This window comes from Acinetobacter sp. YH16053 (assembly GCF_013417035.1).
GTDB classification, from domain to species: Bacteria; Pseudomonadota; Gammaproteobacteria; order Pseudomonadales; family Moraxellaceae; genus Acinetobacter; species Acinetobacter towneri.
Genome location: NZ_VPEP01000137.1, coordinates 1 through 1,236, shown reverse-complemented (window position 1 = coordinate 1,236; position 1,236 = coordinate 1). Strand labels below are relative to the sequence as shown.

The window sequence follows — 1,236 nt, the reverse complement described above, 5'->3', positions numbered from 1 at the left end:
GACCGCCTTTAGGGAGAGTATTGCCGAAACTCTCTCAACCGTTTCCAAAGCCAAAGCACGAAGTGCGACGCTTTGGGGGCGAGTTGAGAAGTTGAGAGCATTTGTTTTTTAGAGGGGGGTAAGAGGGCGGAATTATATTACACCCTCTTTTCTGCTTAGGCTATTTAAGTAGTAAAAGTATATCTTAATTAAATGCTTGTCTTAAAACTTCACCTTTTTCTGTAGAAGTTTGACTAGTCGTAGAGTTTTCATCATTTATGTCCAAAATATCTTTTCTTTTTTCGGGACCATAATATGAAATAAACTTACTTATAGATTTATCCCAAGCTAAATAACTGTTGTTATATTCAGATATAAAACGATATCCATCTTTTGATTTTTGAAGTCCTAAACCTTCACGACCTAACCAATAATTAAGTACATGATTGTATTTACCTGCCTCATTTTGAAAATAGATATCTATAAAGCCATCACTACTTCCAGTAAACATAGAGTAAGCACCTTCACAGGTAACTGCTGAAGATCGGATAATGTAATCTTTTAGTCCATCGCCATTAAAATCTACATTTACCAAAAATCCTTTATGGAAAGTGATTTTTGGATTTTTAATAGCCATTTCTTCATCTTCAGCTATACCTTGACATGCTTCAATATAATTAGTTTGGACTGCTTCTTTAATTTCTATAGGAAGCTTATTGAAAGGGATACTATTATTTTTTACAGGGATTTCTGCTAAAGAATTTGTACAAAAAATAGCGATGGATATGAAACCTATGAACTTTTTCATTAATAAACCTATTTATTTGAATTTTATAAAGATTAATAGGTATATCTGAAACCTTGTGCCATCATGCAATCTTGTATCATTTCAGCTTTTTCATTTTGATTTACTTTAGCTAAACCTACGTCATAGCGACATTTTGCTAAAGCATTATTAACATCGTGTGGAGTAATTCCTGCTTTTCTCCACATAGGTTGTGATGTACTACATGCAGAAAGTAAAAGTGTTGAAACAGCTAATGCCCCGATAATTGTTTTTTTCATAAAAAACTCTATAAAACTTAATAAAATAAGTTTTTGATTTTACCAAATAAATAAATTAAGTAATCAGTTAATTATTTTTTTTACGCTGATTTAAGGTTTCTTGTCCTAAATCCTTCCAAATTTGCCATTTCATATCATTTGGGTCTATTTCAGCAGTTTTTAGAAGAACGCCAAGTAATTCGGCTGGGTCAC

2 protein-coding genes and 1 pseudogene are annotated in these 1,236 nt (G+C 32.2%); all 3 read right to left on the bottom strand.

The genetic code is table 11. The features are described 5' to 3' along the window. Positions 1 to 184: 184 nt before the first annotated feature. Positions 185 to 787, bottom strand: coding sequence for a hypothetical protein (locus FTV43_RS15605; RefSeq protein ID WP_179995850.1), 603 nt, complete (start codon positions 785 to 787; stop codon positions 185 to 187). Positions 788 to 819: 32 nt separating this feature from the next. Beyond that, the gene (locus FTV43_RS15600) at positions 820 to 1,044 is read right to left on the bottom strand and encodes a hypothetical protein (RefSeq protein ID WP_018680094.1); all 225 of its coding nucleotides are present in this window, start codon (positions 1,042 to 1,044) and stop codon (positions 820 to 822) included. Between the two features lie 67 nt (positions 1,045 to 1,111). Continuing rightward, a pseudogene (locus FTV43_RS16135) lies at positions 1,112 to 1,236 on the bottom strand (conjugal transfer protein TraD); the annotation flags it as partial.